26 protein-coding genes are annotated in these 24373 nt (G+C 63.9%); 14 read left to right on the forward strand and 12 right to left on the reverse strand.

From position 1 onward, the window contains the following. Nucleotides 1-2: 2 nt before the first annotated feature. On the reverse strand, nt 3-6290 hold the full coding sequence (locus BRA1417_RS0115445; RefSeq protein ID WP_027516512.1) for a HAMP domain-containing protein: 6288 nt from the start codon (nt 6288-6290) through the stop codon (nt 3-5). Nucleotides 6291-6570: 280 nt separating this feature from the next. On the opposite strand from BRA1417_RS0115445, the gene BRA1417_RS0115450 reads away from it, so the two are divergent. Further along, a complete protein-coding gene (locus BRA1417_RS0115450; protein ID WP_027516513.1) occupies nt 6571-6852 on the forward strand; it encodes a hypothetical protein in 282 nt (93 codons plus the stop codon). Nucleotides 6853-6867: 15 nt separating this feature from the next. Here BRA1417_RS0115450 and BRA1417_RS0115455 read toward each other — a convergent pair whose 3' ends face one another. Next, complete coding sequence (locus tag BRA1417_RS0115455) at nt 6868-7380, reverse strand: DUF4142 domain-containing protein (protein ID WP_027516514.1); 513 nt, start codon at nt 7378-7380, stop codon at nt 6868-6870. 96 nt (nt 7381-7476) lie between these two features. Here BRA1417_RS0115455 and BRA1417_RS0115460 point away from each other — a divergent pair, with 96 nt between their 5' ends. Next, nucleotides 7477-7671 (forward strand): hypothetical protein, encoded by a 195-nt coding sequence (locus BRA1417_RS0115460; RefSeq protein ID WP_027516515.1) that lies wholly within the window; start codon nt 7477-7479, stop codon nt 7669-7671. Between the two features lie 314 nt (nt 7672-7985). Continuing rightward, the gene (locus BRA1417_RS0115465) at nt 7986-8192 is read left to right on the forward strand and encodes a hypothetical protein (protein ID WP_027516516.1); all 207 of its coding nucleotides are present in this window, start codon (nt 7986-7988) and stop codon (nt 8190-8192) included. A 164-nt stretch (nt 8193-8356) separates the two neighbouring features. Here the strand turns inward: BRA1417_RS0115465 and BRA1417_RS0115470 are convergent, their stop codons facing one another. Continuing rightward, nucleotides 8357-8605: a hypothetical protein gene (locus tag BRA1417_RS0115470; protein WP_027516517.1), complete on the reverse strand. Its 249-nt coding sequence runs from the start codon at nt 8603-8605 to the stop codon at nt 8357-8359. A 176-nt stretch (nt 8606-8781) separates the two neighbouring features. Here BRA1417_RS0115470 and BRA1417_RS44800 point away from each other — a divergent pair, with 176 nt between their 5' ends. Then, the gene (locus tag BRA1417_RS44800; RefSeq protein ID WP_198034836.1) at nt 8782-8949 is read left to right on the forward strand and encodes a hypothetical protein; all 168 of its coding nucleotides are present in this window, start codon (nt 8782-8784) and stop codon (nt 8947-8949) included. Here BRA1417_RS44800 and BRA1417_RS0115480 read toward each other — a convergent pair. The 7 genes from BRA1417_RS0115480 to BRA1417_RS0115510 all read right to left on the reverse strand — a co-directional run bounded on the left by BRA1417_RS0115480 (nt 8946) and on the right by BRA1417_RS0115510 (nt 14249). Continuing rightward, nucleotides 8946-9434 (reverse strand): hypothetical protein, encoded by a 489-nt coding sequence (locus BRA1417_RS0115480; protein WP_027516518.1) that lies wholly within the window; start codon nt 9432-9434, stop codon nt 8946-8948. The two genes, BRA1417_RS44800 and BRA1417_RS0115480, sit on opposite strands and share 4 nt — an antisense overlap. Then, nucleotides 9434-9781, reverse strand: coding sequence for a DUF3147 family protein (locus BRA1417_RS0115485; RefSeq protein ID WP_027516519.1), 348 nt, complete (start codon nt 9779-9781; stop codon nt 9434-9436). Before BRA1417_RS0115485 ends, BRA1417_RS0115480 begins: the two co-directional genes overlap by 1 nt. Further along, nucleotides 9778-10362 carry a phosphatase PAP2 family protein gene (locus BRA1417_RS0115490; RefSeq protein WP_027516520.1) on the reverse strand — a complete coding sequence of 195 codons (585 nt, stop codon included), beginning with the start codon at nt 10360-10362 and terminating at the stop codon, nt 9778-9780. Before BRA1417_RS0115490 ends, BRA1417_RS0115485 begins: the two co-directional genes overlap by 4 nt. A gap of 99 nt (nt 10363-10461) precedes the next feature. Continuing rightward, the gene (locus BRA1417_RS0115495; RefSeq protein ID WP_027516521.1) at nt 10462-11352 is read right to left on the reverse strand and encodes an SDR family oxidoreductase; all 891 of its coding nucleotides are present in this window, start codon (nt 11350-11352) and stop codon (nt 10462-10464) included. Nucleotides 11353-11588: 236 nt separating this feature from the next. Further along, entirely contained in the window at nt 11589-12140 is a 552-nt protein-coding gene (locus tag BRA1417_RS0115500; protein WP_027516522.1) for a DUF4142 domain-containing protein, read from the reverse strand. A gap of 85 nt (nt 12141-12225) precedes the next feature. Then, nucleotides 12226-12453, reverse strand: coding sequence for a hypothetical protein (locus tag BRA1417_RS0115505; RefSeq protein WP_007594757.1), 228 nt, complete (start codon nt 12451-12453; stop codon nt 12226-12228). Nucleotides 12454-12461: 8 nt separating this feature from the next. After that, entirely contained in the window at nt 12462-14249 is a 1788-nt protein-coding gene (locus tag BRA1417_RS0115510; protein WP_027516523.1) for a thiamine pyrophosphate-requiring protein, read from the reverse strand. Nucleotides 14250-14405: 156 nt separating this feature from the next. On the opposite strand from BRA1417_RS0115510, the gene BRA1417_RS0115515 reads away from it, so the two are divergent. The 8 genes from BRA1417_RS0115515 to BRA1417_RS0115550 all read left to right on the forward strand — a co-directional run bounded on the left by BRA1417_RS0115515 (nt 14406) and on the right by BRA1417_RS0115550 (nt 22215). Next, a complete protein-coding gene (locus BRA1417_RS0115515) occupies nt 14406-14780 on the forward strand; it encodes a PRC-barrel domain-containing protein (protein WP_027516524.1) in 375 nt (124 codons plus the stop codon). 24 nt (nt 14781-14804) lie between these two features. Beyond that, nucleotides 14805-14963 (forward strand): hypothetical protein, encoded by a 159-nt coding sequence (locus tag BRA1417_RS44805; RefSeq protein ID WP_007594751.1) that lies wholly within the window; start codon nt 14805-14807, stop codon nt 14961-14963. A 194-nt stretch (nt 14964-15157) separates the two neighbouring features. Further along, nucleotides 15158-16312 carry an HlyD family secretion protein gene (locus tag BRA1417_RS0115525; RefSeq protein ID WP_027516525.1) on the forward strand — a complete coding sequence of 385 codons (1155 nt, stop codon included), beginning with the start codon at nt 15158-15160 and terminating at the stop codon, nt 16310-16312. Continuing rightward, nucleotides 16309-17928, forward strand: coding sequence for a DHA2 family efflux MFS transporter permease subunit (locus BRA1417_RS0115530; protein ID WP_027516526.1), 1620 nt, complete (start codon nt 16309-16311; stop codon nt 17926-17928). Before BRA1417_RS0115525 ends, BRA1417_RS0115530 begins: the two co-directional genes overlap by 4 nt. 110 nt (nt 17929-18038) lie before the next feature. Continuing rightward, the gene (locus BRA1417_RS0115535; protein WP_027516527.1) at nt 18039-19040 is read left to right on the forward strand and encodes a nitronate monooxygenase family protein; all 1002 of its coding nucleotides are present in this window, start codon (nt 18039-18041) and stop codon (nt 19038-19040) included. Between the two features lie 107 nt (nt 19041-19147). Then, nucleotides 19148-19567: a hypothetical protein gene (locus BRA1417_RS0115540; protein ID WP_027516528.1), complete on the forward strand. Its 420-nt coding sequence runs from the start codon at nt 19148-19150 to the stop codon at nt 19565-19567. A 117-nt stretch (nt 19568-19684) separates the two neighbouring features. After that, nucleotides 19685-21250, forward strand: a complete 1566-nt coding sequence (locus tag BRA1417_RS0115545; RefSeq protein ID WP_027516529.1) for an alkaline phosphatase — start codon at nt 19685-19687, stop codon at nt 21248-21250. Between the two features lie 146 nt (nt 21251-21396). Continuing rightward, nucleotides 21397-22215 (forward strand): aldo/keto reductase, encoded by an 819-nt coding sequence (locus BRA1417_RS0115550; RefSeq protein ID WP_027516530.1) that lies wholly within the window; start codon nt 21397-21399, stop codon nt 22213-22215. Nucleotides 22216-22284: 69 nt separating this feature from the next. Here the strand turns inward: BRA1417_RS0115550 and BRA1417_RS0115555 are convergent, their stop codons facing one another. Together BRA1417_RS0115555 and BRA1417_RS0115560 are read right to left on the reverse strand one after the other, a co-directional pair. Next, a complete protein-coding gene (locus BRA1417_RS0115555) occupies nt 22285-22512 on the reverse strand; it encodes a hypothetical protein (RefSeq protein WP_027516531.1) in 228 nt (75 codons plus the stop codon). A gap of 96 nt (nt 22513-22608) precedes the next feature. Continuing rightward, complete coding sequence (locus BRA1417_RS0115560; protein WP_027516532.1) at nt 22609-23061, reverse strand: hypothetical protein; 453 nt, start codon at nt 23059-23061, stop codon at nt 22609-22611. A gap of 158 nt (nt 23062-23219) precedes the next feature. Between BRA1417_RS0115560 and BRA1417_RS0115565 the strand changes: the two genes are divergently transcribed. Both BRA1417_RS0115565 and hpaD read left to right on the forward strand, forming a co-directional pair. Next, on the forward strand, nt 23220-23492 hold the full coding sequence (locus BRA1417_RS0115565) for a helix-turn-helix domain-containing protein (protein ID WP_027516533.1): 273 nt from the start codon (nt 23220-23222) through the stop codon (nt 23490-23492). Nucleotides 23493-23509: 17 nt separating this feature from the next. Further along, nucleotides 23510-24364, forward strand: coding sequence for a 3,4-dihydroxyphenylacetate 2,3-dioxygenase (gene hpaD / locus BRA1417_RS0115570; protein WP_027516534.1), 855 nt, complete (start codon nt 23510-23512; stop codon nt 24362-24364). Nucleotides 24365-24373 lie beyond the last annotated feature (9 nt).

The raw sequence follows: 24373 nt of genomic DNA on the forward strand, positions 1-24373 counted from the left end.
ACTCAGCGGTGCAGCCACATGCGGATTGCAAGCAGCAATTGATCGGTGTTGACGGGTTTGGCGAGGTAGTCGGACGCGCCGGCCTCGAGGCATTTCTCGCGGTCGCCCTTCATGGCTTTGGCCGTCAACGCGATGATCGGAAGACGGGCGAAGGTCGGATTTTCACGAATGACGCCGATGGTCTGATAGCCATCCATCTGCGGCATCATGATGTCCATCAGCACGATGGCGATCTCCGGATTGGATTCAACCAGGGCCACCGCCTCGTTGCCGGTCGTGGCCGTCAGCACCTTCATGCCGCGCCGCTCCAGCACGCTCGACAGCGCGAAGATGTTGCGGGCGTCGTCGTCGACGAGCAGGGCGGTCTTGCCGATCAGGTCTTCGTCGGAACTGTTCAGCTTCTCGAGCATGCGCTGCTTCTCGATCGGCAACTCCGTGATCACGCGGTGCAGGAACAGCGCGGTCTCGTCAAGCAGTCGCTCCGGCGATTCCACGCCCTTGACCACGATGCTCCGCGCCATGGTGTGGAGTTCCGCATCTTCCTCGGCCGACAGCTCGCGGCCGGTGAAGACGACGACCGGAACATTCGATAGCGCGTCGTCGTTGCGGATCTGATCCAGCACCTCGAAGCCGGTCATGTCGGGCAGGCGCAGGTCGAGCACGACGCAATCACAGGGGTTCTCACGCAGCATCGAGAGCGCGTCGGCGCCGGTGCCGGTCGTCACGATCTCGATGTCGTCGTGGTGCAGGAGCTCGCGGATCGAGAGCTGCTCGGCCTCGTTGTCCTCGACGATCAGCAGCCGCTTGCGCCGCGGCCGCGCATATTCCTTGATCTGCGTCAGCGCGGCCGAGACGCCCTCGGTCGTCGTCGGCTTGTTGACGAAGGAGAAGGCGCCGCGCGCCAGCGCATGCTGGCGGTCCTCGTCGAGCGTGATGATCTGCACGGGGATGTGGCGGGTCAGCGGATTGTGCTTGAGCTGGCTCAGCACGGTCCAGCCGAGCATATCAGGCAGGAATACGTCGAGGGAGACGGCCCTCGGCTGGTACTGCTTTGCAAGCTCCAGCGCCTCCGCGCCGCGGGCGGCGACCAGCACCTTGAAGCCCTTGTCGCGCGCGAGATCGACCAGCACACGCGCGTAATGCGGGTCGTCCTCGACGATCAGGAGGATGCTGTCGCCTGGTTCGAGGTTGAGCCGGTCGTCGGGAAGCTGCTCGATCACACGCTGCGGTTCGGCTGTCGCAGGCTGCAGCGCCGGCGGCTGGCTCTGTTGGGGCGCCGCGCGGGGCGCGAGCGTCGGACCCGAATATTTCAGCGGCAGGTAAAGCGTGAAGCACGAGCCCTTGCCCGGCAAGCTGCGCAGGTGGATCTCGCCGCCGAGCAGGCTTGCGAGCTCGCGGCTGATCGCAAGGCCGAGCCCGGTGCCGCCATATTTGCGGCTGGTGCCGGCATCGGCTTGCTGGAAGGCCTCGAAGATCAGCTTCTGCTTCTCCAGGGGGATGCCGATGCCGGTATCGGACACTTCGAATGCGATCACCGCCGGCGCCGAGTTCAGCACGGGATGATCCGTGCCCCAGCCGCCGACCGCGGCGGCGACCTTCAGGCGCACCTCGCCTTCGGCGGTGAACTTGAAGGCGTTGGAGAGCAGGTTCTTCAAAACCTGCTGCAGGCGCTTGGAGTCGGTGACGAGGCTGCGCGCGAGGTTCGGATCGACGTCGATCTTGAACGACAAATTGCGGTTCTCCGCCTCGTGACGGAACGGCCGCCCGACCGTTTCGAGCAGGTTCGCGGTCAGGATTTCCTCGGCGTCGACCGTCACCGTACCGGACTCGATCTTGGAGAGATCGAGAATGTCGCTGATGAGATTGAGCAGGTCGGTGCCGGCGCCATGGATGGTGCGGGCGAATTCGACCTGCTTGCCGGTGAGATTGCCGTCGGGGTTGTCGGTGAGCTGCTGGCCGAGGATCAGGATCGAGTTCAGCGGCGTGCGCAGCTCGTGGCTCATATTGGCCAGGAATTCGGACTTGTACTTCGAGGTCAGCGCGAGCTCGGTCGCCTTTTCCTCCAGTGCGCGGCGGGCCTGCTCGATCTCCTGGTTCTTGCGCTCGACTTCGACATTGCGCTCGGCGAGCTGCTGCGCCTTCTGTTCGAGCTGATCATTGGTCTGCTGCAATTCGCGCTGCTGGGTCTGGAGCTCGCCGGCGAGCTGCTGCGACTGCTTGAGCAGGCCTTCGGTCTGCATCGTCGCCTCGATCGAGTTGAGCACGATCCCGATCGAGTCCGTGAGCTGCTCCAGGAAGGTCATCTGCGAGGTCGTGAAGGAGGTGAGCGAGGCGAGCTCGATGACCGCTTTGACCTGGCCTTCGAACAGCACCGGCAGCACCACGAGGTTCTTCGGCGCGACGCGAAGCAGCGCCGAATTGATCGGCACCACGTCGGGCGGAATGTCCGCAATCACGCGCGGGCGCCGGTCGAGCGCGCATTGGCCGATCAGGCCGTCGCCGAATGGCAGCACGCGCGGATACGGATAGACGCCGTCGCCGGCATAGGAGGCAAGCAGCAGGAGCCGAGGATTGTCTTCGTTCTCGACCTGATAGATCACGCCGGTATGCGCGTTCACCAGCGGTGACAATTCGGTCAGCAGCAGGCGACCGACGGTGGTGAGGTCGCGCTGGCCCTGAAGCATGTTGGTGAATTTCGCCAGATTGGTCTTCAGCCAGTCCTGTTCGGTGTTCACATCCGTCGTGAGACGGAGGTTCGTGATCATCGTGTTGATGTTGTCTTTCAGCTCCGCGACCTCGCCACGGGCGTCGACCTGGATCGACCGCGTCAGGTCACCCTTGGTCACGGCGGTCGCCACTTCTGCGATCGCACGCACCTGCGAGGTGAGGTTGGCCGCCAGCAAATTGACGTTGCCGGTGAGATCCTTCCAGGTGCCCGCGGCGCCGGGCACGTCGGCCTGACCGCCGAGCCGGCCCTCGACGCCGACCTCGCGCGCCACCGACGTCACCTGGTCGGCGAAGGTCGCAAGCGTCTCGGTCATGTTGTTGATGGTGTCAGCCAGTGCCGCGACCTCGCCTTTCGATTTCACGGTGAGGTTCTGCTTGAGGTCGCCGTTGGCGACCGCGGTCACCACCTTGACGATGCCGCGGACCTGCTCGGTCAGGTTCGCCGCCATGAAGTTGACGGTGTCGGTGAGATCCTTCCAGGTGCCGGCGACGCCGGGCACCTGGGCCTGGCCGCCGAGTTCGCCTTCGGTGCCGACCTCGCGGGCCACGCGCGTCACTTCGCCGGCGAACGCATTGAGCTGGTCCACCATGGTGTTGATGGTGTTCTTGAGCTCGAGAATTTCGCCCTTCACGTCGACGGTGATCTTGCGCGACAGGTCGCCGCGCGCGACGGCGGTGGTGACTTCGGCGATGTTGCGGACCTGGGTGGTGAGGTTCGCGGCCAGCAGGTTGACGTTGTCGGTGAGGTCCTTCCAGGTGCCGCCGACGCCGGGCACGACGGCCTGGCCGCCGAGCCGGCCCTCGGTGCCGACCTCGCGCGCGACGCGCGTGACTTCGGCGGCGAAGGAGCGGAGCTGCTCGACCATGGTGTTCAAGGTGTCCTTGAGCAGCAGAATCTCGCCGCGCACGTCCACCGTGATCTTCTTCGACAGGTCGCCGCCGGCGATCGCGGTCGCGACCTCGGCGATGTTGCGGACCTGCGCCGTCAAGTTCGAGGCCATGAAGTTGACGTTGTCGGTGAGATCCTTCCAGGTGCCCGCAACGCCGGGCACCTCGGCCTGGCCGCCAAGCTTGCCTTCGGTGCCGACCTCGCGCGCGACGCGCGTCACTTCACCGGCAAAGCCGTTGAGCTGGTCCACCATGGTGTTGATGGTGTTCTTCAGCTCCAAAATTTCACCACGGACGTCGACGGTGATCTTGCGCGAGAGGTCGCCGCGCGCCACGGCGGTGGTCACTTCGGCGATGTTGCGGACCTGGGCGGTGAGGTTGCCCGCCATCGAATTGACGCTGTCGGTGAGATCTTTCCAGGTGCCGGCGACGCCGGGCACGTTGGCCTGGCCGCCGAGCCGACCTTCGGTGCCGACCTCGCGCGCGACGCGCGTCACCTCGCCCGCGAAGCGGTTGAGCTGGTCGACCATCGTGTTCAGCGTGTCCTTGAGCTGAAGGATCTCGCCGCGCACGTCCACGGTGATCTTGCGCGACAAGTCGCCACCGGCGATCGCAGTCGCGACTTCGGCGATGTTGCGGACCTGGGCGGTGAGGTTGCCCGCCATCGAGTTGACGCTGTCGGTGAGGTCCTTCCAGGTGCCGGCGACGCCGGGGACTTCGGCCTGGCCGCCGAGCTTGCCTTCGGTGCCGACCTCGCGCGCGACGCGCGTGACTTCGCCGGCGAAGGCGTTGAGCTGGTCCACCATGGTGTTGAGCGTTTCCTTCAACTGAAGGATTTCGCCGGACACGTTGACGGTGATCTTCTTCGACAAATCGCCCTTGGCCACCGCGGTCGCGACTTCGGCGATGTTGCGGACCTGGCCGGTCAGGTTCGAGGCCATCGAGTTGACGCTGTCGGTGAGATCCTTCCAGGTGCCGGCGACGCCGCGCACCTGGGCCTGGCCGCCGAGTTTGCCTTCCGTGCCGACCTCGCGCGCGACGCGCGTGACTTCACCGGCGAAGGCGTTGAGCTGGTCCACCATGGTGTTGATGGTGTCTTTCAGCTCCAGGATCTCGCCGCGGACATCGACGGTGATCTTTTTCGACAAATCGCCGCCCGCGACCGCTGTCGTCACCTCGGCGATGTTGCGGACCTGCGCGGTGAGGTTCGAGGCCATCGAGTTGACGCTCTCGGTCAAGTCCTTCCAGGTGCCGGCGACGCCGAGCACGTTGGCCTGGCCGCCGAGCCGGCCCTCAGTGCCGACCTCGCGCGCGACGCGCGTGACTTCGCCGGCGAAGGCGTTGAGCTGGTCGACCATGGTGTTGAGCGTTTCCTTCAACTGAAGGATTTCGCCCGAGACGTTCACCGTGATCTTCTTCGAGAGGTCGCCGCTCGCGATGGCCGTGGCAACATCGGCGATGTTGCGGACCTGCGCGGTGAGGTTCGACGCCATGAAGTTGACGTTGTCGGTGAGGTCCTTCCAGGTACCGGCCACGCCCGGCACCTGGGCCTGGCCGCCGAGCTTGCCTTCGGTGCCGACCTCGCGCGCGACGCGCGTCACTTCCGAGGCGAACGAGTTGAGCTGGTCCACCATGGTGTTGATGGTGTCCTTCAGCTCCAGGATCTCGCCGCGGACGTCCACCGTGATCTTGCGCGAGAGGTCGCCGCGCGCCACGGCGGTAGTGACGTTGGCGATGTTGCGCACCTGCGCGGTGAGGTTGCCGCACATCGCGTTGACGCTGTCGGTGAGATCCTTCCAGGTACCGGCGACGCCTGGCACGATGGCCTGGCCGCCAAGCTTGCCGTCGGTGCCGACCTCGCGCGCCACGCGCGTCACTTCCGAGGCAAAGGAACGGAGCTGGTCCACCATCGTGTTGATGGCTTCCTTGAGCTGAAGGATCTCGCCGCGGACGTCGACCGTGATCTTCTTCGAGAGGTCGCCGTTCGCAACTGCGATCGTCACCTCGGCGATGTTGCGAACCTGGTTGGTCAGGTTGTTCGCCATCGAGTTGACGCTCTCGGTCAGATCCTTCCAGACGCCGGTCACCTCAGGCACCTGGGCCTGGCCGCCGAGCTTGCCTTCGGTGCCGACCTCGCGCGCCACGCGCGTCACCTCCGAGGTAAACACGCCGAGCTGCTTGATCATGGTGTTGACGATGGTCGCCGACTGCAGGAATTCGCCGCGCAGGGGTCGGCCATCGACGTCGAGCTTGACGGTCTGGAGCAGGTCGCCCTGCGCCACGGCTGCGACCGCGCGCGTCACTTCGCGCGTCGGCCACAGCAAATCGTCGATCAGCGTGTTGACCGAGCCTTCCATGTCGGCCCAGGACCCCGAGGCCAGCCCAAACTTCACGCGCTGCCGCGTCTTGCCCTCGCGGCCCACGACCTGGCCGACCAGCTCGAGCTGTTGCGCCATGCGCTGATTGGCGGCGATGATGTCGTTGAAAGTATCGGCGAGCTTGCCGTCGATGCCGAGATAGTCGCCGCTCATCCGCACGGAGAAGTCGCCATTGCGCACGGCCTGCAGGGCGAGCAGCAATTCTGCCCGGGAATCAGGCTCCGACATGCCGTTGGTTTTTGGCTTTGGAACGCGACGACCGGAACGTGATGCAGATCCGGGATCGAGGTCGCTCATACTGATTCCCCCGCAGGCGTCGGCCGATTCCCAGGCGAGACGCGGTTTATCAAAATAGAGCGTCAGCCAAATTCGAAATCAAGCGCCAACGTCACGGCGCCCGGAAGTGGAACCTGCTTTGCTCAGCCCGATTAACATAAGTGCCATCCCTCGGAATGGTTCCATCCGGTTCCAGTCTTTCCGGGCCGGCAGATCGGTTTGTTTTCAGCGACTTGGTCATCTGCCTTCCGGAACGGAGCGCCGGGCCTGCCGTTAGCCCGCAGATGCAGGGAGAGCGCACATGAAAGCAGGATTTGTCGTCATCGGGACCGTGATGTTGTTGGCCGGATCGGCGTTCGCACAGGGCGGCGCGCCCAGCGGCCGCGGGGCCGTCACCGGCGATCCCGCCGCAAGCTCTGCCACCCCACGCGCGGACACACCAACCACGGGTACGTCCACCCGGTCTAATCCCAGCGGTAGCGGCACGTCGAGTTCGGGCGGCAAGGATGACAATGGGGATGCCGGCCGCGACAAAATGCTGGAGGGCAGCCGCAGCGCGCAGCCGGAGAGCCGGCAAAAGTAAGGGTGCTTGGCAGCCCTACTTGTCCGCCATGGTGCGCTCGGCGTCCTTGACCTGCGAGCGCAACATCGGGAGCTGCTCGCGCGCGAACGCTGCAAGCGCGGCATTGTCGGGTGCCTTCAGATAACGCTCGAGCAGGTCGATCACCGATTCATATTCGGGAATCTGCGCGGCATAGAAGCTTCTGACGAAAGTCGGTCCGTCCGAAGTTTCGGGTTCGACCATGCTCGCGCTCGCCGGGGTCGTCTTGGCGACGCGCGGTTCGGTGCCGATCGCCTCTTGAATTTGCTTCAGAGCCTTGTCGCGCCGGGCCGCTTCCTCGGCGCGCAGGGCGGCGAGGTTCTTGACCTCGGCATTGCCCTTCAGGTCGGTGCTCTCCAGCAGGCCCTGCTGGAAGCGGCTGAAGGTGTAGAGGTCGCTGATGGTCTCGGTTGCGGTCGGCGTGCGGCCGGCGGGCCTTCGCTCCCCGGTGCTGTCGGCAAGCGCTGCCGTGCTGATAAATGCCAAAACTATCGCGAGAAAAATCCGCATGGACATCCAATGGCGGATGGCGGTCGAAAGTTCCGCAGATGTTACGATCCGGTAAGGGCGGTTGCGACGCGACGGTTCCGTCCCCAATTCATGTTGATGAAACAGTCCGAGATCTTCAGGGATAACGCCGACAACTGCCTCCAGCTCGCTGAGCGCGCTGAAGGACAGCCGTCACATAATCGTTTTCTGCGCATGGCGAATGCGTGGACGGCACTCGCCAACGAGCAGGATTGGCTCGACGGCGAGGTGCCGCCCGTTCCAGCCCGCATCCGTCAAAAGCAGGATGCGTAACCCTCTCGTTTCGTGGATCTGCGTGTGAGACTGCTCACGGACGGCAAGCAGGATCATTCGTAACAGTCGGTCGCGTTGATTTCCTATTCCGGGAGGTTTTTGCAATGGCTCCACGTCTGGCTCTTCTTTCGCTCATTTTTGCCTTTGGCGTGTCGGTCGCGTTCGCCACAGTGACGACGGTGCGGCAGGTGCATCATGAAAATGCATCGGCCCCGGTGCACTCAGCGCACAGTTAGCGGTCTGATCTCGCGGGTCGGAACCTTCGACGCTTCGGCGCGTAAGCGCTTCGACACAGCAAAGAGGCGAGAGCTATCATGGCCCATTCCGACCAAGGCATTATCAGAGATCAGCGCGGTGAACAGCAGCCGCGGGACAAGCAGCGTGCGCAGACCGTGCACAAGTCGGAGCCAACGGGCTCGCCCTCTCGTGAGGCCACGCGCGATCCCAAGCTGAATGACAACAGCAAGACGCCCGGCTCCGGTATGGCGCCGGATGATTCCGGCGACGCGCCGAGCGGCTAATTCATCAGGAACGAATTTGCACGCCTAATTCCATCAGGAACGAATTCGCACGCAAAGAGTCGAGGGATTGCTTCCGGTTGTCATGCCCCCGGTGATCCGGAAGCAATCTCCAAGGACGGCCCCGGCACCCGTGCCGGGGCCGTTTTCTTGAGCATCAGGCTGGACTAATCCTCGGCGTCGCGCTGCGGATGCGGTTGCGTATGGCCGTCCGGGCCGCGCCCGAAAACCCCGAACCTGCTCGATTTGACATTCGCCCCTGCATCGACCGCTGCGGTGGCGAGTCCGAGCTTCAGGAGCTCGCGCACGGCTGCGGCTCGCGTCGGCATGCGATGTTTGAACCGGAAGTCGTCAACCGCGGCCAGTTCTTCCGGTGACAGCATGACCTGGAGCCGCTCGGCGCGAAGGTCGTTCATGATCAATCATCCAAAATGAGCAAGTTGAGTAGTTTACTCAACGAACTCATTCGGCCGCGGTTCCACAAGATGCGGCTACGGCGCCAAGTGAGTTAAAAAGATCAACAACTTCAATAAGTTATATGATGCAAAGGTCCTTGGGCAGGTGTATACTCCCGGCAAATGGGAGAGACGTCATGACGAACGAAGTCAGATTGCCCCGCAACCATGTCGAAGAGAGCGACGCACCCAAGCCGGTGCGCCCGAGCCACCAGAAGGTGATCGAGCAGGTCGAGCGCTGGGCCAACAGCCCGGGCCTTCAACCGCCGAGATTGCAGCCGTCGACGCAGGCCAAAGCGGGCTAGCGCTTCGCCAGGGGAGAGCCCTTTGCTGATAGCGAAGGAGCTGATCGGTGCGGTTTGCGGGAGACGATGCGCAGCTTGCGCCTGAGCCACCAAGCCAACACCGAAATGACGGCCCCGGCTATCAACGCGGCAGCGAAGGCGCCCGGAACGCTCGCAGCCACGGTGAAATGAAAGACGGCGGCGAATGCCAGGAGACCGATGCTTCCCCAGGCGGCGCCAGCCGCGTCGAGCGCGGCGGCCTCTTGCCCGCGGCGCGTGCCGCTGAGGCCGGCCTTCTCCTTGGTGCGGCGTTCATGGCTTTCGACCAGCGTGGCGCTCGCGCAGAAGATGGCGGGAAGCGCAAGGAAAAGTCCGCCCACGGACACACCGAAGCGCGCTCCCAGAACCCCCGCGAGCACGGTCGCCAAGCCACCGAGCAGGAAACGAATGCCGTATTCGTACCAGCGTGTCTGCTTCAGCGCGGAGAGCGACAGCTTGACCGGCATCAGGCCGCACCTCCGAAGCCGGCGAGCAGGCCGAAGGCGACCACCAGCCACACGATGACAGCCAGGACCGTCGCGGGCAGCGCGGATACACGGTATCTGATCAGCAGATGGCACACCACGACGCTGTAGCAGCCGAGCGCGACCGCGCCATAGATCATCGTCCAGCTTTCGGCCGCGGCATATTGTGGGCCGTGCTGGACAACGGCGATGCCGAGCGTCGCGAGTGCGACTGACGGTGCTGCGCCGAGCAACCCCGCAAAACTTTTGGGCTTCAGCATATCGCCCAAGATCGCAAAAGCGGAGACGATGATGCCACCGGCGATGAAGCGCACGATATATTCGGTCACGGCTTTTCCCGCCGATTGACTTGCTTGCGGAACGATTGCGTCAATGTCCATGGCCGCAAGAGTCTCTCTACGGCAGCGCCAAGCGCAAAGCCTGCAACCACGTCGCTTGCCCAATGCGCGAGCACCGCGATCCGTGTCAGCGACAGCGCGATCGCGGCCGTGCGCAGCAATCGGCGCGGCGTCTTCGGCAGCAAGCCCGCCGCCGAGGCAAGTGCGCCCATATGGACCGCGTGACCGGAGGGGAAAGCGTCGCGCGCCTGTCCTGAGATGGGTACTCCATTTCGGTGTCCGCGTATGGTCAGCCGGTCTGGCCTGGTCTGATCGAATACGGATTTCAGGACATGCGGCAGGACGGCCGTCGCCAACGACACGGCCAGAATGTGATTTGCCACGGGCCGCTGTTGCGGCTGCCGAATGTGAGTATAGAGCCACCCTATTGCGGCCAGCGCGAGCAGCACGTGCTCGTCGGCGGCCCAGGTCAATGTCTGCGCGGTATGCTCGATGCCTGAATTGGTGTGATCAGCGATCTTATCCGCGATCGCGGTGTCGATCCGGCTGGGTTTGACCTCTACTAATGCCATCGGTCTGCAAGCGTGATGTCCTTCATGACAGTTTTGTAAAGCCCGCAGACAAAGAAGGTTCCTGAGTTCGACCTCGGGGCAGCCGCCTGCAGGGCCGGGCTACGGCTGTCCCGATCCACCAGCGGACCCATACACCTGGCCGGTCGCATAGCTCGCGTCGGCTGCGGCAAGCTGCACGTAAATGGAGGCCAGTTCGGCGGGCTGGCCGGGACGGCCGAGCGGCGTCATGCCGCCGAATTTTTCGAGCTTTTCCATCGTGGCGCCGCCGGAGACCTGGAGCGGCGTCCAGATCGGTCCCGGGGCGACGCCATTGACGCGAATGCCCTTCGAGGCGAGCTGCTTCGCCAGCGACTTCACGTAGTTCATCGTCGCCGCCTTGGTCTGCGCATAGTCGTAGAGATCGGGTGAGGGGTCGTAAGCCTGCTCGGACGTCGTGCCGATGATGCACGAGCCTGGCTTCAAATGCGGCAGTGCCGCCTTGATGATCCAGAACGGCGCATAGATGTTGGTCTTCATCGTCGCATCGAAGTCTTCCGAGGAGACGTCGAGAATGGACGCACGTGTCTGCTGCCGCGCCGCGTTGCAGACGAGGACGTCGAGTCCACCGAGACCTTGGACGGCCTGCTCGACCAGCTTCTTGCAGAAAGCCTCATCCTTGAGGTCGCCTGGAATCGCGAGCCCGGTACGCCCTTCCTTCTTGATCAGCGCGATGACGTCCTGCGCATCCGGCTCTTCCGCCGCTAGATAGTTGATGGCGACGTCGGCGCCTTCGCGTGCGTAAGCTATCGCAGCGGCGCGGCCCATACCGGAATCCCCGCCGGTGATCAGCGCCTTGCGCCCGGCGAGCCGGCCGGAGCCCTTGTAGCTGGTCTCGCCGTGATCCGGGGGCGGCTCCATCTTGCCGGCGAGGCCAGGCCAGGGCTGCGACTGTTTTTTGAACGGCGGCTTTGGAAAACGGGCGACTGGATCGACCAGTTTGTGCTCGGCCATTTTCTGCTCGGCCATGGACGTGTCTCCTTTCGCTGTGGAAGAGGCCAGCGAAACGGCAGCAAGCGTTGCGCTCGCCGCTTGGACGACGTGCCGGCGGGAAAGTGAAGTCTTGTCAGGTTTCGTCATGAGAGGCACCGCGCTTTTGCGAATGCCAATGCGCGGCGCGAGGCATCGTTGCTAGACGAAAGGACGCCGGAAGGTCCGGCGTCCTCAAACAAAGTTTACTTGAACCATGTTTACTTGGTCTGGCCGACGCTCGGCGCCTTGCCGAGCTCCTTGGCCATGTCGAGATGGTGCTTGAGCGCCGGCAGCGTCTTGCCGGCCCAATCCTTCAGGTCGGAATTGTCGCCGCCCTTGGCGTAACGCTCGAACAGCGAGACCGCGTCCTCATGGGCACTGACCTGGTACGAATTGTAATCCGAGCTGAAGTCCTTGCCGTTCGCGCTCTTGAGCTTGTCGAGCTTGCTCTGATGCGAGCTGTCGAGTGCTGTCGGCAGGGTCGCCTGCACCTTGCCGCCGCTGACCAGGCCCTTCAGTTCGCTGCTGGTCTTGGTGTGGTCGGTCACCATCTGTTGCGCAAAAGTCTTCTCCTGCGCGTTGCCTTTCTGCTCGGCAAGTTTGCTCGATTCGATCTCGAACATGTCGCTGATGGCGACTTCCTTGACGAAGTCGGCGGTGGCAGGCGCGACGCCGAGCGCCGAGTTGACGCCGGTCTTCTCGCCGAGCGACTGGGCGAGCGCGGGCCCTGCGAGCAGCACGCAGGCAGCTGCGATGATTGTACGTTTCATGGTCCGATCCCTTCGAATGGGCGCAGCCTCTCGCCGCGCGACGTTGCGCCCACCAACACGCTGCAGCGGCCGGAGTTCCTAACGGCTAATCCGTCGGTCTCCGCCCGCTCCGTGGGTTGATGGGATCCGTCGGCTTGCGCCGAAGCCGTTCGGGCAGAAACGGCTCGGTCGGCGTCGCGGTGGCCTCGGCACGCACGTCTGCATGGCGTTGTGCTCGCTCGTGCGGCGTCCGGTTATCATTGATCTGCCGCTTCACGTCGAGGCCATCCACAGGATCGTTGACGCCGTGCTGGATATCGCGGAAATCGCTCATGCTTTACCTCATTCATTTCCAGGCAGGATCTTTTCCAGCACCTGCCGCGCCGCCCCCTTGATCATTCCGCTCTCGTTGGGATCGCCCTTCAGCAGCGCAAGAGAGAAGTTCTTGGCCTGCTGCAAGGTGATATGCGGCGGCAGCGGCGGCACTTCGGGGTCGGTCTTCACCTCCAGCACCACGGGCATCTGGCTCGCCAGCGCCTGCTCCCAGGCCGAGCCCAGCATCTGCGGACTGTCGACATAGATGCCGGAGAGGCCGATCAGCTCGGCAAACCGCGAATAGGAAACGTTTGGGATGCGCTGCGATGCCTCAAATTTCGGATCGCCGTTGATGATACGCTGCTCCCAAGTCACCTGGTTGAGATCTTCGTTGTTGAAGACGCAGACGATGAAGCGCGGATCCGTCCAGTCGCGCCAATATTTCGCGGCGGTGATCAGCTCGGCCATATTGTTCATCTGCATCGCGCCGTCGCCAACGAGGGCAATCACCGGGCGATCGGAATGGGCGTATTTGGCGGCGAGCGCATAGGGCACTGCGGCACCCATCGAGGCGAGGCCGCCTGAGAGCGAGGCCGTCATGCCGCGGCGCATCTTGAGGTCGCGCGCGAACCAGTTGGCGCAGGAGCCGGAATCGCTGGTGATGATAGCGCGGTCGGGCAGGCGCGGCGACAGCTCCCAGGTGACGAGCTGCGGATTGACCGGTGCTGCGGGCTGATGTGCCCGATCATCGAGCGTCTTCCACCACTTTGCGACGCCCTCTTGGATTCCCTGGCGCCAGGCGCCGTCGGTCTTGGGTGCGAGCCGCGGCAGCAGGGCGCGCAGCGTCTCGGCGGCATCGCCGACCAGGCCGACCTCCATGGGAAAGCGGATCGACATCATGCTGGCGTCGAGATCGATCTGCACGCCGCGCGCCGCGCCTTCCTTCGGCAGGAACTCGGAATACGGAAACCCGGAGCCGACCATCAGCAGCGTGTCGCATTCCATCATCATGTTGTAGCTGGGCTCGGTGCCGAGTAAGCCGATCGAGCCGGTGACCCAGGGGAGATCGTCCGGGAGCGCCGCCTTCCCGAGCAGTGCCTTGGCGCAGCCGGCGGACAAGCGGTCGGCGACCGCGATCACCTCCTCGGTGGCGTGGAGCGCGCCGGCGCCGACGAGCATCGCGACCTTCTTGCCGGCGTTGAGCACCTCGGCGGCACGGTCGAGGTCAGCGTCACGAGGCTTGATGCTTGGCGCACTATAGCCGATGCCGGAGTGCAGGGTGCCGTGAGCGCGCGGCGGATCCTCGTAGGGCTCCTCCTGGATATCGTTGGGCAGGATGATCACCGTTGGCGTCCGCCGAGCCAACGCGATCCGAATCGACCGATCGATCAGATGCCGGATCTGAGCCGGCGAGGATGCTTGCATGACATAGGCGCCAGCCACATCCTTGAACATCGAGACGAGATCGAGTTCCTGCTGATAATGTCCGCCCAGCGCATTGCGTGCCTGCTGACCGACGATCGCGAGCACGGGCTGGTGATCCAGCAGGGCATCGTAGAGCCCGGTGATCAGATGCGAGGCGCCGGGGCCTGAAGTTGCGATACAGACCCCGAGTTGGCCAGAGAACTTCGCATAGGCGGTCGCCATGAAGGCGGCCATCTCCTCATGCCGCGCCTGGACAAAGCCGATCTTGCCCTCAGCGCGCTGGAGGGCGCCGAATACGCCGTTGATGCCATCGCCGGGATAGCCAAAGAGGTGGCGCACGCCCCATTGATGCAGACGTTGAACGATGAAGTCGGAGACGGTCTGGGACATCGAGGGCGACCCTTGGTTTTCCGGTATTTGGATTCCGGGATTTGAACTTGAGAGAACCGCCCGTTTCCGGCGATGTTCCTCAAGTCTGACGGAACATGCCGGAACGATCGCGCACCTCTTCGGGTTGTCTCCACACTGGCTGAGTGGAGAATTGAGATGTTGAATCAGGGTGAACTGGACCAAAACGAGATGGGTCGGTTGATCGGCAGCGATAAGGTCGAGGGAACATCGGTCTACGGCGCCGATCGCAACAAGATCGGCTCGATCGAACGCGTGATGATCGACAAGGTCAGCGGCAAGGTGTCCTACGCCGTGCTCGGCTTCGGCGGATTTCTGGGCCTCGGCAACGACCATTATCCGCTGCCGTGGCAGTCGCTGAAATACGACACGGAGCTTGGCGGCTATGTCACCGGCATCACCACGAAGGAGCTGGAAGGCGCGCCGAAATACGGCGAGCGGAGTGATTGGAACTGGGGTGATGACGCCGCGGTGCGCGGCATCAACTCCTATTACGGCGTCCCCTTCGCGTAAGCGTTTCCACCGAAAGGAAGCTCGATGAGCAAGGAACGGCCTAATGACGATCCTCGGCAGCAGAGCGACTGGGGTTCGCACAAGCAGACGGACAAGCCCTGGAAGGGCACTCCGGAAAAGGAGCAGGGATCGGACGAGGTGAAGCCCGATCTCGAGAAATGGCACGCGACGAAGACGCACTGACTCCACGTGCGTTTCAATGAGACATCGAGGCGCGGCACCCAGCGTGCCGCGCCCGCTTTTTGGGCAGGCGTTCACGAACGCGATGGTGCTCGCAATAAGCGGAACCATGATCACGAGGCGCAGTTGGGCTCGCGTCGCGTGAGCCGGCTTCGGCTGCTCTGCCGCCAGTTTGATTCCCGAGAAAGGTGTTCACCGTGGATGCTCAAACACGGGAGCGTGGACCGTCCGCGGAGCAGCCGCAGAGGGCGAAGGAAGCTCCGAAGACATCTCCTGATCAGGCTCCCGACGCCAAGGACTCGAAGCCGGCGCAGGCGCCGTCGCTGCGAGACCGGATTCGCGAGCATTGGCTGCTGGCAACCGTTGCCACGATCGTCTTGCTCGCGGCCCTGATCGGTGGATTGCTCTACTGGCTCCAGGTGCGCCACTATGAATCCACCGACGATGCCTTCGTCGCCGCGCGAAGCTTTTCCGTGGCCTCCAAGGTCGGCGGCTACGTGACCGACATCCCGGTCACGGACAACCAGCATGTCAACGCCGGGGACCTTCTCGCCAAGATCGACGAGCGCGACTATCGCATCGCCATCGATCAGGCCAATGCGCAGGTCGCGGTCGCCAGGGCGAACATCGCCAATGTCGAGGCACAGATCGTTTCGCAGCAGGAGCAGATCAAGCAGGCGGAGGCGCAGCTCGAACAGGCCCAGGCCCAGCTTCAGTTCTCGCAGGAAGAATTCGCGCGCGCTCAGGATCTCGTCGAGAAGGGGGCCGGCACCGTGCAGCGCCAGCAGCAGACCCGCTCCGATCTTCAGGCGCAGCAGGCCAATACTGAACGCGCGAAGACCGCGGTGACAGCCGCGCAAGTCGGCATCAAGACGCTGCAGGCGCAGCTTGAGGGCGCCCGGGCGCAGCTCGAGCAGTCGCAGGCGCAGCTCGATCAGGCCAAGCTGAACCTGCAATACACCAGTGTCGTTGCGGCGCAGTCCGGGCGCGTCGTCAAACTCAGCGGCGCCAAGGGCACCTTCGTCAACGCGGGCCAGAGCCTGATGATGTTCGTGCCCGACGAGGTCTGGATCGTCGCCAACTACAAGGAGACGCAGCTCAACGACATGCGGCCGGGCCAGCCGGTCGAAATCCGCATCGACGCCTATCCCGGGCGCAAGCTCACCGGGCACGTCGAGTCCGTGCAGCCGGGCTCCGGCACCGCGTTCAGCCTGCTGCCGGCAGAGAACGCCACTGGCAATTACGTCAAGGTGGTGCAGCGCGTGCCGGTGAAGATCGTGGTCGACAGCTGGCCGGCCGATTTGCCCGTTGGTCCCGGCATGTCGGTCGTGCCCTGGACCAGGGTGCGATGACCGACACGGCGCAGGGCGGCGCGTCCGCGGGCGGCTGGTCGCCCGAGCGCTCGGCGGCGGGCGGTCATAATCCCTATCTTATCGCATTCGTCGTCTCGATCGCGACCTTCATGGAGGTGCTCGACACCACGATCGCCAACGTCGCCTTGCGCCACATCGCCGGTGGGCTTGCCGTCGGCATCGACGAGAGCACCTACGTCATCACCAGCTATCTCGTCGCCAACGCCATCGTGCTGTCGATCTCGGGCTGGCTATCGACCGTGATCGGCCGCAAGCGCTTCTACATGATCTGCGTTGCGATCTTCACGGTCTCCTCGCTCTTGTGCGGCTTTGCCTGGAATTTGCAGGCGCTGGTGCTGTTTCGAATCCTTCAGGGCCTTGGTGGCGGCGGCATGGCGACCAGCGAGCAGGCGATCCTCGCCGACTCCTTTCCGCCGCACAAGCGCGGCCAGGCCTTCGCAATCTACGGCGTCGCCGTCGTGGTCGCACCCGTAGTTGGACCGACGCTCGGCGGCTGGATCACCGACACTTATACCTGGCATTGGGTGTTCCTGATCAACGTCCCCATGGGCATGTTGTCGCTGTTCCTGGTCGGCACGCTGGTCAAGGAGCCGTCGGGCGCGGAGGAGGAGAGGGAGAAGCTGCTGAGCAAGGGCCTGCGGGTCGACTATGTCGGCTTCCTGCTGGTCGCGATCGGGCTCGGCTCGCTCGAATACGTGCTCGATGAAGGCCAGCGCAACGACTGGTTCGGCTCGAACGTGATCGTGTTCTTCGCGGTGCTTTCGGCCGTCTCCCTGCTTGCGCTGATCCCGTGGGAGCTGACGCGCGAGGATCCCATCGTCGATCTGCGCCTGCTCGGTCGTCGCCAGTTCGCCGCCTGCTTCCTGGTCATGCTGGCGACCGGCGCGGTGCTGATCTCGACGACGCAGCTCTTGCCGCAACTGCTCCAGAGCGATTTGAACTACACCGCCATGCTGGCGGGCCTTGCGCTGTCACCTGGCGGAATCGCGACCCTGGTGCTCATGCCGGTGGTGGGGCGTCTCGTCAGCAGCGTGCAGCCGAAATACCTCATCATGTTTGGTGCCACCATCGTCGCGTTCTCGATGTGGCATCTCACGGGCCTCACCGGCGACATCACCTATGGCTATGCCGCGATGTCGCGCATCTTTCTCGCCCTCGGTCTGCCTTTCCTGTTCCTGCCGGTCACGACCGCGTCGTATGACGGCGTGCCGCCCGACAAAACCAATCAAGCCTCGGCGCTGATCAACGTCGCACGCAATATCGGCGGCTCCATGGGCGTCGCACTGGCGCAGACAATTCTGGCGCAGCGCCAGCAATTCCACCAGAGCCGCCTGATCGAGCACGCCGCGCCATCGGACCTCGGCTACCAACAGACCATCGAGACGATGACCCGCTTCTTCCAGGCTCAGGGCTCAAGCGCGAGCGATGCGGCCTCGCAGGCGGTCGCCTGGGTCGGCCGCACCTTGCAGCACCAAGTCGATTTGCTCGCTTATATCGACGTGTTCTGGACGCTCGCGATCATCGCGGTGCTGATGATCCCGACCGCCGCGGTGCTGCGCCCGATCAAGCTGGGCGCTCCCGCGCGGGGGCATTGAGCCAACAGCCTCTCGGCGAGAAATGGCGAGAGAGAGAAAGGGATGACCGCGGCGCAAAAGTCCGGCTAGACTGGTCCGAACGTCAAGCAAGAGCCCGGGAGGTAGTTTAAGTGAAGACCGCGATCACCGAACTGTTCGGCATCGAGCACCCCATCATCCAGGGCGGCATGCATTTCGTCGGCTTTGCCGAGCTGGCGGCTGCCGTCTCCAATGCCGGCGGGCTCGGCATCATCACCGGTCTCACGCAAAAGACGCCGGAGCTGCTGGCAAAGGAGATCGCACGTTGCCGCGACATGACCGACAAGCCGATCGGCGTGAACCTCACCTTCCTGCCGACCTTCGCCGCGCCGCCTTATCCGGAATACATCGCCGCCATCGTCGAAGGCGGCATCAAGTCCGTGGAGACCGCGGGCCGGAGCCCGGAAGCCTACATGCCGGCGCTGAAGGCTGCCGGGATCAAGGTCATCCACAAATGCACCTCGGTGCGCCACTCCTTGAAAGCCGAGCGCATCGGATGCGACGCCGTCAGCGTTGACGGCTTTGAGTGCGGCGGCCATCCCGGCGAGGACGACATTCCCAACATGATCCTGCTGCCGCGCGCGGCGGAGGAATTGAAGATCCCATTCGTCGCGTCCGGCGGCATGGCCGACGGGCGCAGCCTCGTCGCGGCGCTGTCGCTGGGGGCGGCCGGCATGAACATGGGCACGCGCTTCATCGCCACCAAGGAAGCGCCGGTGCATCAGAACGTCAAGAACGCGCTGGTCGCGGCGACCGAGCTCGACACCCGCCTGATCATGCGGAGCCTGCGCAACACCGAGCGCGTGCTGAAGAACGCCAATGTCGACCGCCTGCTCGAGATCGAACGCGAGAAGGGCGACAAGCTGAAGATCGACGACATCCATGACCAGGTCGCGGGCGTCTATCCCAGGATCATGCTGGACGGGCAGATGGACGCGGGCGCCTGGAGCTGCGGCATGGTCGCAGGCCTCATCCACGACATCCCCACCTGCAAGGAACTCGTCGACAGGATCATGGCTGAGGCGGAAACCATCATCCGTACCCGTCTGATGGGGTTTCTTGAAGGGACGGGTGCACCGCGAAAGGTCGCCTGACACCGCCAAACTTCTTAACCACGGCGGCAGTTGACCGCTGGAATTGCGCGCGACGCCTCCTAAATAGAGGTAAATTACCTCTTAACAATCAATTTCAGGAGGCGTCCGTGTTTCTGAAGAGCGCTCCTTTTGCAATGGCCGTTGCCCTCGTGCTCGCATGGGGCGGCGTCGCGCGCGCTGACGACTACAAGCCCGACGAATATCTGGGCCTCGATCTTTCGAAGGCGGTGTTGTCGCCGAAGCGGCTCGGGCCCGAAACCCAGTTCGCGCCGGTCGCGCTGGAGGCGCGCGGCGGCAACGAGGCGCAGGCGCGCGCAGAGCCGGTCGACGTGCCCAAGAAAGTTGCCGCGGAACGCGTGCGCGTCTCGGAGCCGAAGGTCGCGCACGCCAAGCCCGCGCAGCCACGCGGCGCGGCACGCACCAAGCTCGCGCATCGCCACGGCAATCCGCTCGACGCGCAGGCGATGGACACCCGCATCCAGACATGGCCGTGCCGCAGCGGCGGCATCTGCAACTGGAAGCATTAGCTCAGTTCTGAGCGTCATCCGCACGTCGCAAAACCGTAGGCCCGCGGTCAAGAAACCGTAGACCGGGGGTCAAACGACGCAGGCACCTTCCGTCGCTAGTCGACGAAGGTTTCCTGAATGGTAGCGCTCCGCGCCTCGCGCGCCTGGACCCGGCGGCAATTCCTGGTCCGTTCCACCTCGAGCCTCGCCGTTGCCGCGCTCGCAACGCCACATCTCAGCCGCGCCGCGGATCGTCCGCAGATCGCAGGGGGCATCCAGTCCGGCGACGTCTCGGACGGCTCCGCCGTGATCTGGGCGCGCGCCGACCGGGCCGCACGGATGCAGGTGGATTATTCGACCGTGGAAAGCTTCAAGACCGTCATCGCGTCGGCTTCGAGCGATGCCTCGCCCGATGCCGACTTCACCTCAAAGCTCCAGCTGGACGGTCTGCCTCCCGGGCAGGACATCTTCTATCGTGTGCGCTTCGACGACATCGCGACCGGCATCGCCGGCGAAAGCCGCATCGGCCATTTCCGCACCGCGCCGGCTGCCGGCCGGTCGATCTCGTTCCTGTGGTCCGGCGATACTGCGGGGCAGGGCTGGGGCATCGACACATCGCGCGGCGGCTACCGCAGCTATCGCACCATGCTCGACAATCGCCCGGACTTCTTCATCCACTCCGGCGATCACATTTATGCCGACTGCACGATTGCCTCCGAGCAGACGCTGCCGAACGGCGAGATCTGGCGCAATGTCGTGACCGAGGAGAAATCCGAGGTCGCGCACACGCTGGCGCAGTTCCGCGGCAATTACAAATACAACCATCTCGACGAGCACTTCCGCGCCTTCCATGCCGAAGTGCCGATGTTCGCGCAATGGGACGATCACGAGGTCGCCAATGATTGGTCGCCGACCGGCAGCTATGACGCGGCCGGCCATGAGGATGACGGCACCCCGCGCCTGGTCGCGCGCGCCCGCCGCGCCTTCTTCGACTTCATGCCGATCCGCGACATCGGCGCGCGAAAGGGGCGGGTCTATCGCAAGATCGCCTATGGTCCGCAGCTCGACGTCTTCATGATCGACATGCGCAGCTATCGCGACGAGAGCTGGAACAAGGGCGACGATCACCGCGGCTGGATCCTGGGCGCCGAACAACTCGCCTGGCTGAAGCGTGAGCTCGCGGGCTCGCGCGCGACCTGGAAGGTGATCGCGGCCGACCTGCCGATCGGGCTGGTCAGCCTCGATGCCGTTGCATTGGGTAATGGGCCGCCCGACCGGCGTGAGCACGAGATCGCCGATCTTCTCGCGTCCATCAAGCGCGCCGGGATCCGCAACATCGTCTGGCTCACCGCCGACATGCACTACACCGCCGCGCATTATTACGATCCGAACAGGGGGCAATTCCAGGACTTCGAACCGTTCTGGGAGTTCGTCTCAGGGCCCTTGCATGCCGGCACCTGGGGCCCGGGCAAACTCGACGATACCTTTGGTCCGGTTGCGATGTACCAGAACGGGTGCAGCGAGGCGCAGGGCGAAAACCTCGCGCCCTGTTTCGGACTGCAATTCTTCGGCAAGGTCGACATCGATGGCCGAACCGGCGTGATGAGCGTGACGCTGAAGGACGTCGACAACCGGGACCTCTGGTCGGTCGATATTGTGCCGCAGCCGCAGGCGCGTCCAGCCGTCGTGGCGCAGCATTCCTGAGGGGTGCTAACCCGATCTTGATTGGCCGCATTGCGCCTGCCGCGCTATGCTGTCCGTTCCCGCCACCTCTCTTCCATCCCCAAAGAGTCTGCTCACGCAGCATCGCTGCTGGCCTCGGCGGGCTGAACGATGTCAGGAGCCTTTTCATGGATACTCTCAAGACACAGGGCATCAGCATGCCCAAGCTTGGCCTCGGGACCTTCCGCATGCAGGGCGATGCCTGCCGCGCGGCAGTCGAGAGCGCGCTGTCGATCGGCTATCGCCATATCGATACTGCCGAGATGTACGGCAACGAAGAATCGATTGGCGCGGCGCTCGCCGCAGCCCGGCTGCCGCGGGGCGAGCTGCACGTCACGACGAAAGTCTGGCACGAGAACCTCAGCGCCGACGCCATTCGCCGCGCTTTCGACGCCAGCCTGAAGAAGCTGCGGCTCGACCATGTCGATCTTTATCTCGTGCACTGGCCGTCCAAGGCGGCGAACTGGGGTGCGGTGTTCGAGACCCTGATGAAGCTGAAGGAGGAGGGGCGCACGCGGGCGATCGGCGTCGCCAACTTCACCACGGCGCTGCTCAAGATCGCGGTCGAGGACATCAAGGCGCCGATCGCCTGCAATCAGATCGAATATCACGCCATGCTCGATCAATCGAAGGTGCTGGCCTATCTCAAGGCCAACTCGATTCCGCTGGTCGCCTATTGCCCGTTGGCACAGGGGCGCGTGGCCTCCGATCCGGTGCTGGCCGAGATCGGCGCCAGGCATAATGCAACCGCCGCGCAGGTCGCGCTGAAATGGCTGCTCGAACAGGACGGTGTCGCCGCGATCCCGAAAGCCTCGCGCCGAGAGAGCCAGCAGGCCAATCTCGACGCGCTGAAGATCACGCTCGACGATGCCGACCGCAACAAAATCGCCGCGCTGCCCAAGGACAGGCGCTGCGTCAATCCCGGCTTCGCGCCGGCATGGGATTGACCTCGCCGAACGTTTCGTGCACGCAAAGAAATGGCCCCGCGAGGGGCCATTTCCATATTGCGTTGCGCATTAGTCCCAATGATGGCGGTGACCACGCTTGATCACGACGACGCGGTCGCGATGGCGCCAGCCGCGATGCCAGCCGTGATCGCGATGCATGCCGTATTCGGCGCGGGCGCCATACATGCCGTGATGATGACCTCCGCGCTTGATCACCACCGTCTCCGCGCTGGCGAGCGTCGGCAGTGCAACCGCGAGCGCGCCGACAGCGGCAAGCACATAACCAAACTTCTTCATGATGTTCTCCTCCAATGGAATGCAAATCTAAACGGCGCATTCGCGGGAACGTTCCGGAGGAATCGCAGGAGATTTCTGAACGCCTGTTCAGGTGGGTTAATCGCAGCGCTGTTGTGCAGGTGTTGGCGCGCCGGTCGCGATGTATTTGCCGTCCCTGATCGTGTACTCGCCGCGCTCGCTGCGATTGTAGATTGCGCGCAAGCTGCCTTGCTTCGAGAGGAGCAGACCGAACTCGCGGGTCTGCTGCAGCAAGGGGAAGTACACCATCACATTGAGCAGGCCGTCGGCGCTGACCGTCGCCGATACCACTTCGTTTTCGTCCTTGGTCTCGCCGAAATTGCGCCGGTACATCACCCTTCCGTCCTTGCGGATCTCGTAAATCAAAAGCGCGCCCTTGTCGCGGTCGGGCCGGACCGCGCAGTCGATCGCCCATGAGCCGAGCAGACCCCATTGCTCAACGGTCGCCGCGAGCGACTCGGCACCAGCCGCCGGCTCGAACGCAACCCACAGCACTGCTGCCGCGATCCAGCGGTTCAAACAACGCCTCATGTTCTGAAAAGCCCCACCTCCGAATGATTCCGAAGTGTAGCATCCTGCGAGCAATCGTCCACGCTGACCACCAATCGCGCGCGAATTTGATCCGCGTCAATGAGGCCGGCCGCTTCCGGGGTAGGATGGCGCTCCCGAAGGCGAAATTGGATAGACCGATGCTGAATCAAGTCATGGATTTCGCAGGCGAGGTGCTGCCCGGGAGCTGCGCCGTGCCGCCTTATTCCGAGAGCGCGTTTCTGGCCGAGCTGGGCGACCGCTTGAAGTCCTCACGCATGCGCTGCGTCCTGTCGCGCCGGGAGCTGGCCCGCCGCTCCGGGATTTCCGAGCGCTACATCGCCCAGATCGAGGCCGGCAAGGGCAACGTCTCGATCGTGCTGCTGCTGCGGCTGGCCTCCGCGATCCACGGCAGCCAGCCCGAGGCGGCTTGACCCTTGAGGTGAGCGCGATGGGGCACCTCGTACTGGCAGCCAAGGTCACGCACGTCCCCTCGCTGATGCTCTCGGAAAGGCCCGGCAGTCATTTGCGCTCGGCGCGCGAGGCGGCCGTGGGCGCGTTGCGCGAGCTCGGTCGGCGGGCGAAAGCGCGCGGCGTCACCACCTTCGTGGTGTTCGACACCCACTGGCTCTCCAATTTCGGCTATCACATCAACGCCAACGCGCGACATCGCGCCTCGTTCACCAGCCACGAGGCGCCGCACATGATTCAGGATCTGAGCTACGATCTGCCGGGCGACACGAGACTCGCCGAAGCGATCGCCGCCGAAGCCGGCGTTGCGGGGCTCGATGTCAACGCGCATCAAGTGCCGAGCCTCGGGCTCGAATACGGCACGATCGTGCCGATGCACTACATGAATTCGGACGGCTTCGCGAGGGTGGTTTCGGTTGCCTCGCCGCTGTTCACGTCCTTCGAGGAGAGCCGGACTCTCGGCGAGGCGACGCGACGTGCCATCGAGAAATCCGGCGAGCGGGTTGCGATCCTCGCAAGCGGCTCGCTCTCACATCGGCTCTGGCCCAACAAGAAGCTGGGCCCCGAGGCGTGGACGAGCGTTGCCAGCGAGTTCAACCGCCAGGTCGATCTGCGCGTGCTCGAGCTTTGGCAGAGCCGTCGCTACCGCGAATTCCTCGACATGCTTCCGGATTACGCCACCAAGTGCAACGGCGAGGGCGGTATGGCCGATACTATCATGCTGTTCGCCGCGCTTGGCTGGTACGAGTACGATGGCGCGGCCGAACAGCTCTGCGAGTATTTTCCGTCCTCCGGCAGCGGCCAGGTCAACGTGGAATTTCACGTCGCGGCATAAGGCATCGCC

Source organism: Bradyrhizobium sp. WSM1417 (genome assembly GCF_000515415.1).
Lineage (GTDB): Bacteria > Pseudomonadota > Alphaproteobacteria > Rhizobiales > Xanthobacteraceae > Bradyrhizobium.

Coding starts and splice junctions, on each gene's coding strand:
- BRA1417_RS0115445 (WP_027516512.1), bottom strand. CDS start 6,290: ATGAGCGACCTCGATCCCGGATCTGCATCACGTTCCGGTCGTCGCGTT.
- BRA1417_RS0115450 (WP_027516513.1), top strand. CDS start 6,571: ATGAAAGCAGGATTTGTCGTCATCGGGACCGTGATGTTGTTGGCCGGA.
- BRA1417_RS0115455 (WP_027516514.1), bottom strand. CDS start 7,380: ATGCGGATTTTTCTCGCGATAGTTTTGGCATTTATCAGCACGGCAGCG.
- BRA1417_RS0115460 (WP_027516515.1), top strand. CDS start 7,477: ATGAAACAGTCCGAGATCTTCAGGGATAACGCCGACAACTGCCTCCAG.
- BRA1417_RS0115465 (WP_027516516.1), top strand. CDS start 7,986: ATGGCCCATTCCGACCAAGGCATTATCAGAGATCAGCGCGGTGAACAG.
- BRA1417_RS0115470 (WP_027516517.1), bottom strand. CDS start 8,605: ATGAACGACCTTCGCGCCGAGCGGCTCCAGGTCATGCTGTCACCGGAA.
- BRA1417_RS44800 (WP_198034836.1), top strand. CDS start 8,782: ATGACGAACGAAGTCAGATTGCCCCGCAACCATGTCGAAGAGAGCGAC.
- BRA1417_RS0115480 (WP_027516518.1), bottom strand. CDS start 9,434: ATGCCGGTCAAGCTGTCGCTCTCCGCGCTGAAGCAGACACGCTGGTAC.
- BRA1417_RS0115490 (WP_027516520.1), bottom strand. CDS start 10,362: ATGGCATTAGTAGAGGTCAAACCCAGCCGGATCGACACCGCGATCGCG.
- BRA1417_RS0115495 (WP_027516521.1), bottom strand. CDS start 11,352: ATGGCCGAGCACAAACTGGTCGATCCAGTCGCCCGTTTTCCAAAGCCG.
- BRA1417_RS0115500 (WP_027516522.1), bottom strand. CDS start 12,140: ATGAAACGTACAATCATCGCAGCTGCCTGCGTGCTGCTCGCAGGGCCC.
- BRA1417_RS0115505 (WP_007594757.1), bottom strand. CDS start 12,453: ATGAGCGATTTCCGCGATATCCAGCACGGCGTCAACGATCCTGTGGAT.
- BRA1417_RS0115510 (WP_027516523.1), bottom strand. CDS start 14,249: ATGTCCCAGACCGTCTCCGACTTCATCGTTCAACGTCTGCATCAATGG.
- BRA1417_RS0115515 (WP_027516524.1), top strand. CDS start 14,406: ATGTTGAATCAGGGTGAACTGGACCAAAACGAGATGGGTCGGTTGATC.
- BRA1417_RS44805 (WP_007594751.1), top strand. CDS start 14,805: ATGAGCAAGGAACGGCCTAATGACGATCCTCGGCAGCAGAGCGACTGG.
- BRA1417_RS0115530 (WP_027516526.1), top strand. CDS start 16,309: ATGACCGACACGGCGCAGGGCGGCGCGTCCGCGGGCGGCTGGTCGCCC.
- BRA1417_RS0115545 (WP_027516529.1), top strand. CDS start 19,685: ATGGTAGCGCTCCGCGCCTCGCGCGCCTGGACCCGGCGGCAATTCCTG.
- BRA1417_RS0115550 (WP_027516530.1), top strand. CDS start 21,397: ATGGATACTCTCAAGACACAGGGCATCAGCATGCCCAAGCTTGGCCTC.
- BRA1417_RS0115555 (WP_027516531.1), bottom strand. CDS start 22,512: ATGAAGAAGTTTGGTTATGTGCTTGCCGCTGTCGGCGCGCTCGCGGTT.
- BRA1417_RS0115560 (WP_027516532.1), bottom strand. CDS start 23,061: ATGAGGCGTTGTTTGAACCGCTGGATCGCGGCAGCAGTGCTGTGGGTT.
- BRA1417_RS0115565 (WP_027516533.1), top strand. CDS start 23,220: ATGCTGAATCAAGTCATGGATTTCGCAGGCGAGGTGCTGCCCGGGAGC.
- hpaD (WP_027516534.1), top strand. CDS start 23,510: ATGGGGCACCTCGTACTGGCAGCCAAGGTCACGCACGTCCCCTCGCTG.